This is a genomic window from Brevundimonas vesicularis (assembly GCF_032067225.1).
Lineage (GTDB): Bacteria > Pseudomonadota > Alphaproteobacteria > Caulobacterales > Caulobacteraceae > Brevundimonas > Brevundimonas vesicularis_F.
In genome coordinates this window covers 1-4581 of the sequence record NZ_DAMBJX010000105.1, presented here as the reverse complement: position 1 = coordinate 4581, position 4581 = coordinate 1, and the positions used below count along the sequence as shown (strand labels likewise).

The 4581-nt window shown below is 66.3% G+C and carries 5 protein-coding genes and 2 tRNA genes; 3 read left to right on the top strand and 4 right to left on the bottom strand.

What is annotated here, in order from left to right; all coding sequences use genetic code 11:
* Positions 1-118: 118 nt before the first annotated feature.
* Positions 119-192, bottom strand: a tRNA-Gly gene (locus tag RT123_RS15580).
* 81 nt (positions 193-273) lie between these two features.
* A tRNA-Tyr gene (locus RT123_RS15575) sits at positions 274-357 on the bottom strand.
* A 149-nt stretch (positions 358-506) separates the two neighbouring features.
* Here RT123_RS15575 and rlmB point away from each other — a divergent pair.
* The 3 genes from rlmB to RT123_RS15560 are packed head-to-tail and all read left to right on the top strand — an operon-like array spanning position 507 to position 2564.
* A complete protein-coding gene (gene rlmB, locus RT123_RS15570; RefSeq protein WP_313010145.1) occupies positions 507-1391 on the top strand; it encodes a 23S rRNA (guanosine(2251)-2'-O)-methyltransferase RlmB in 885 nt (294 codons plus the stop codon).
* Positions 1392-1422: 31 nt separating this feature from the next.
* The gene (locus RT123_RS15565; protein ID WP_055754934.1) at positions 1423-2229 is read left to right on the top strand and encodes a TerC family protein; all 807 of its coding nucleotides are present in this window, start codon (positions 1423-1425) and stop codon (positions 2227-2229) included.
* Positions 2226-2564: a rhodanese-like domain-containing protein gene (locus RT123_RS15560; RefSeq protein ID WP_153923187.1), complete on the top strand. Its 339-nt coding sequence runs from the start codon at positions 2226-2228 to the stop codon at positions 2562-2564. The genes RT123_RS15565 and RT123_RS15560 overlap by 4 nt, the downstream gene beginning before the upstream one ends.
* On the opposite strand, the gene RT123_RS15555 is transcribed toward RT123_RS15560, so the two are convergent.
* Both RT123_RS15555 and RT123_RS15550 read right to left on the bottom strand, forming a co-directional pair.
* Complete coding sequence (locus RT123_RS15555; protein WP_313010143.1) at positions 2565-3278, bottom strand: 2OG-Fe(II) oxygenase family protein; 714 nt, start codon at positions 3276-3278, stop codon at positions 2565-2567.
* 17 nt (positions 3279-3295) lie between these two features.
* On the bottom strand, positions 3296-4581 hold a 1286-nt coding region (locus tag RT123_RS15550; protein ID WP_313010141.1), incomplete at its 5' end, for a methionine--tRNA ligase.

Below are 4581 nucleotides of genomic sequence, written 5' to 3'. Positions count from 1 at the left end.
CAATCGTGCCGATGTTGCAGTGCGGCTTCGTCCGTTCGAACTTTTCCTTGGCCATGGCCAAACTCCTGATGGCCCGGGTCCGTCAGCGGAGGGGCGCGATGCTGATCTTTTAAAAACCTGGAGCGGGTAGACGGGATCGAACCGACATCCTCAGCTTGGAAGGCTGCTGCACTACCATTGTGCTATACCCGCGCGGAGACTGCGGAAGTTCTTTCGGAACGCCGCAGCCGGTTCCTCTCCGTCGTCCTGATCCGTCGTATCCGTCAAGGCGCGTGGTGGGGGAAGAAGGACTCGAACCTTCGAAGCTTACGCAGGGGATTTACAGTCCCCCCCCTTTGCCACTCGGGACATTCCCCCAGCGCGCCTTGTCGAACCGTCGGACCCCTCGTTTCCGCCCATAAAGAAGCGGGACGAAACAAAAGCCTTCGGCTTGTCGCCTCCTCTAGGATAGAGGGGGCGCCCAGACCCGAAAGCCCTTGGGGCTCCAAATCGGAGGGCGTCTTATAGTGTCGTCGAAATCAGAACGCAACGACCGTAAAAGCGGTAAAAAACCGGTCTTCGGAAACCGTCCCGATGGCCCCCGCGACAAGGTCCAGAAGCCCGCTGCGCAAGGGTTTGGCCGGCGCGAGGAAACTCCTCGCCAGCCCCGTTCGCCCGATCGGGGCAAGTCGGACGCCGATAATTTTCTGTGGGGCCGACATCCGGTTTTGGCCGCTCTGGCGAATCCCGCCCGTCGCGGCATGGGTCGTCTGCTGGCCACGGCCGAGCGCGCCGCCGAGATCGAGAACAATGCTCTCGCAAACGGCCATAAGATCGAGGTGGTCGATATCCAGGCCCTGACCCGGATGCTGCCCCCCGGCGCCGTGCATCAGGGGCTGGCCTTCAAGGTCCAGCCGCTGGAAGGCGTATCGCTGGAAGAGCTGGCCGATCCGGCTGAGGGCGTCATCGTCATGCTGGATCAGCTGACCGACCCCCAGAACGTCGGCGCCATCTTCCGCTCTGCCCTGGCGTTCGGCGCGCGGGGAATCATCGTTCAGGACCGTCACGCTCCGGCCCTCGCCGGCGCCTTGGCCAAGGCGGCCGTCGGCGCCACCGAACGCCTGCCCCACGCCCGCGTCACGAATCTGTCCCGTGCGCTGGAGCGGCTGGCCGATCTGGGCTGGCGGGCGGTCGGCCTGGACGGAACGGGCGAACAGACGCTGGAAGAAGCGCTGGATCATCAGCCGACCGTTCTGGTCATGGGGTCCGAAGGCGACGGCATCCGTCGTCTGGTCGCCGAACATTGCGACGTCCTGGCCAAGATCCCCATGCCCGGCGGATTCGAGAGCCTGAACGTGTCCAACGCGGCGGCGGTCGCGCTTTATGAAGCGGCGCGCGCGCAACGCGGCTGACAGAACGCCGCACCGAGGCTAAGGAGCGGAAATGGAATTCCTCTCGTCTCCCGAACTCGCTAGTCAGGCCACGGCCCTGGGCCAGGTCCTGCTGATGGATCTGGTCCTGGCCGGCGACAACGCCGTCGCCGTCGGCCTGGCCGCCGCCGCCCTGCCCCAGGACCAGCGCAAGAAGGCCATTCTGATCGGCCTGGCCGCCGCCGTCGTCATGCGAATCGGCTTTGCGCTGATCACTGTGCAGCTTCTGGCTCTGGTCGGCCTGTTGCTGGCCGGCGGCCTGCTGCTGCTGTGGGTGTGCTGGAAGATGTGGCGCGAACTGCGCGAGCAGGCGACGCATGACCAGGCCGAGGCCGAAAAGGAACTCGAACTGGCCATGAGCATCGAGCACGGCTCTGGACCGTCGCCCGAGGAACTGGGCCTGAAGCGCAAGAGCTTCGGCGCCGCCCTGCTTCAGATCATGGTCGCCGACATCACCATGTCGCTGGACAATGTGCTGGCCGTCGCCGGCGCCGCGCACGAACACCCCTGGATCATGGTCTTCGGCCTGGTCCTGTCGATCGCCCTGATGGGCGTCGCCGCCACCTATATCGCCAAGCTTCTGCACCGCTTCAGCTGGATCGGCTACATCGGTCTGGTCGTCGTCCTTTATGTCGCCCTGCACATGATCTGGGACGGCGCCCGTCAAGTGGTGGTGCGCACCGGCCATATGGACGAGTTCAACGCCTCGGCCCCCGCCTTCCTTGAGATCGGTCCCGAGGAAGCGGCCAAACATCTGGGCCAGAAGCGCACAGAGGACAGCCCAACGCCGGCGCCCGCCGAACCGACGGTCGCGCCATGACCGTCGCCACGGTCACCGTCGAAGAGGCCGCCGCCTGGCTGCAGGCGGGCGAAGCGGTGCTGATCGATGTGCGCGAGCCGGACGAGTTCGCCGCCGCCCGCATCGACGGCGCGATCCTGGCCCCGCTAAGCCAGATGCCCGCCGCATGGGAGGCGCTGGACCTTCCGGCCGACAAGAAGATCATCGTTCAATGCCTGAAGGGCGGCCGCAGCCATCAGGTCTGCGCCTTCGTCGGCCCGACCGGTCCCGACGGCCAACCGCTGTTCAACCTGACCGGCGGCATCCAGGCCTGGAATGCGGCGGGGCTTCCGGTCGTGTTCGCCGAGCAGGACTGATCAGCGACCGCGCAGCCAGCCGGTGACCGAAATCCGGTCCGCCGCCGCCGACAGGGCGACCTGCGTCACCGAATGGGGCGTCGGCACCTTCAGCAGGTTCAGGGTGTTGAAGCGCGGCGTAAAGGCCTCCGCCACATTGCCGTCGGCGCCATGGAAGGCCAGCAGGCCGCCCCACTCGATCCGCCAGACCGGCGTGAGGTTCAGCACATAGGCGAAGAAGCGATTCTTGCCCTCGGCGTGATCGTCATGCTCGGTCAAAAAATGACCGGCGCGATAACGGGTCAGCTGCGCATCGGCCAGGGCGAGCCGCGGCTCGCCCGTCACGTTCCGCATCAGACCCAGGAAGGCCTCGCCGTTCAGGAAGGCCAACAGATCGGCCCACACCGGCGCCGCCTGCCCCGCCTGGACGAGATCGTAGATCGGGTGATTGTCGTACAGATACTGGAAGTCGGTCTGGGCCGAGGCCTGCACCGCCTGACCCAGCGCCTGTTTCTGATCCGGCGTCAGAGAAGCCAGCCAGGCGGCGGGCAGATCGACATGGCCGGTCCCGCGTCGCGTCACGACATTGTAATCGACGCGCGTCGCCGCGTCGTAGAGCGCCTGCGCGTCCGTGGGGGCCAGGACGCCGTCGATCTGCGCCCGCCCCGTGCGCGCCAACCGCTCACGAATGGCGGCGCGCACTTCGTCGGTCAGGGACGTCAGGGTCGGCGTCATCGCTTATCCCCTTCGGATCAGGCGTCCGCGCCGCCGAAGCGTTCGGACCACTCCGCGACCTGGGCGTCCTCGATCTTGGCGAACAAGACGCCCTGAGCTTCGACCTTGCCGCCCACAGGCAGACGGTTCAGCAGATCCTCGTCGGCGCCGGGCCAGCTCAGGTCCTCCACCCCAACCGACGCCGCGATCCTGGGCGCGGTGAAGGGCAGGATCGGCGCGGCCAGACGCGCGAACAGGGCGACCAGATTCAGACCCGTGCGCACCCCGACCGCCGCGCGGTCGCGATCGGTCTTCAGCGCCGTCCAGGGCGCCGCGACCTGCAAATACTCGTTGCCCAACACCCAGGCGGCGCGGATGGCGACGGCGGCCTTTCTGAACTCCATCGCCTCCAGCTGTTCGGTCGCCTCGGCGACGGCGGCCTTAATGTCGGCCTCCAGCTGGATTTCGACCGGTCCCGCCTCGCCGCCCTCGGGCACCACGCCGTCGAACTTGGATTCCGCGAACTTGACGATGCGGTTGACGAAGTTACCCAGCACATCGGCCAGGTCCTTGTTGGTCGAAGCCTGGAAGTCCTCCCAGGTGAAGGCCGAGTCCGCGTGCTCCGGTCCATAGGCCGTCAGTCGCCAGCGCCAGTAGTCGGCCGGCAGCAGCTCCAGCGCCTGATCCATGAAGACGCCGCGCTTCTGGCTGGTGGAGAACTTGCCGCCGTACCAGTTCAGCCAGTTGAACGCCTTCAGCTGATCCACCGTCTTCCACGGCTCGCCCGAGCCGATGATGGTTGCCGGGAACGACACGGTGTGGAAGGCCACGTTGTCCTTGCCCATGAACTGGACATAGCGAACGTCGTCCGCCCCTTCGTCCAGACGCCACCAGTCACGCCACGATCCGCCCGTCGCCTCGGCCCATTGCTCGGTCGCGGCGATGTACTCGATCGGGGCGTCGAACCAGACGTAGAAGACCTTGTCCTCCATGCCCGGGCGCGGGAAGCCATCCTTGGTCACCGGCACGCCCCAGGCCAGGTCGCGGGTGATGCCCCGGTCGATCAGCCCCTCGTCCAGATGTTTGTAGGCGATGGACTTGGCCAGCTGTTGCCAGCCCGTCTTGCCATCGACCCAGGCGCGGATCTCCGGCTCGATCTTGGTCTGGAGCAGATAGAGGTGACGCGTATCGCGCACCTCCAGGTTCTTGGAGCCCGACACTGACGAATAGGGATCGATCAGGTCGGTCGGATCCAGCAGGCGTCCGCAGTTGTCGCACTGGTCGCCGCGCGCGCCGACATGGCCACAGTGCGGACACGTCCCCT

Coding starts and splice junctions, on each gene's coding strand:
- RT123_RS15565 (WP_055754934.1), top strand. CDS start 1,423: ATGGAATTCCTCTCGTCTCCCGAACTCGCTAGTCAGGCCACGGCCCTG.
- RT123_RS15560 (WP_153923187.1), top strand. CDS start 2,226: ATGACCGTCGCCACGGTCACCGTCGAAGAGGCCGCCGCCTGGCTGCAG.
- RT123_RS15555 (WP_313010143.1), bottom strand. CDS start 3,278: ATGACGCCGACCCTGACGTCCCTGACCGACGAAGTGCGCGCCGCCATT.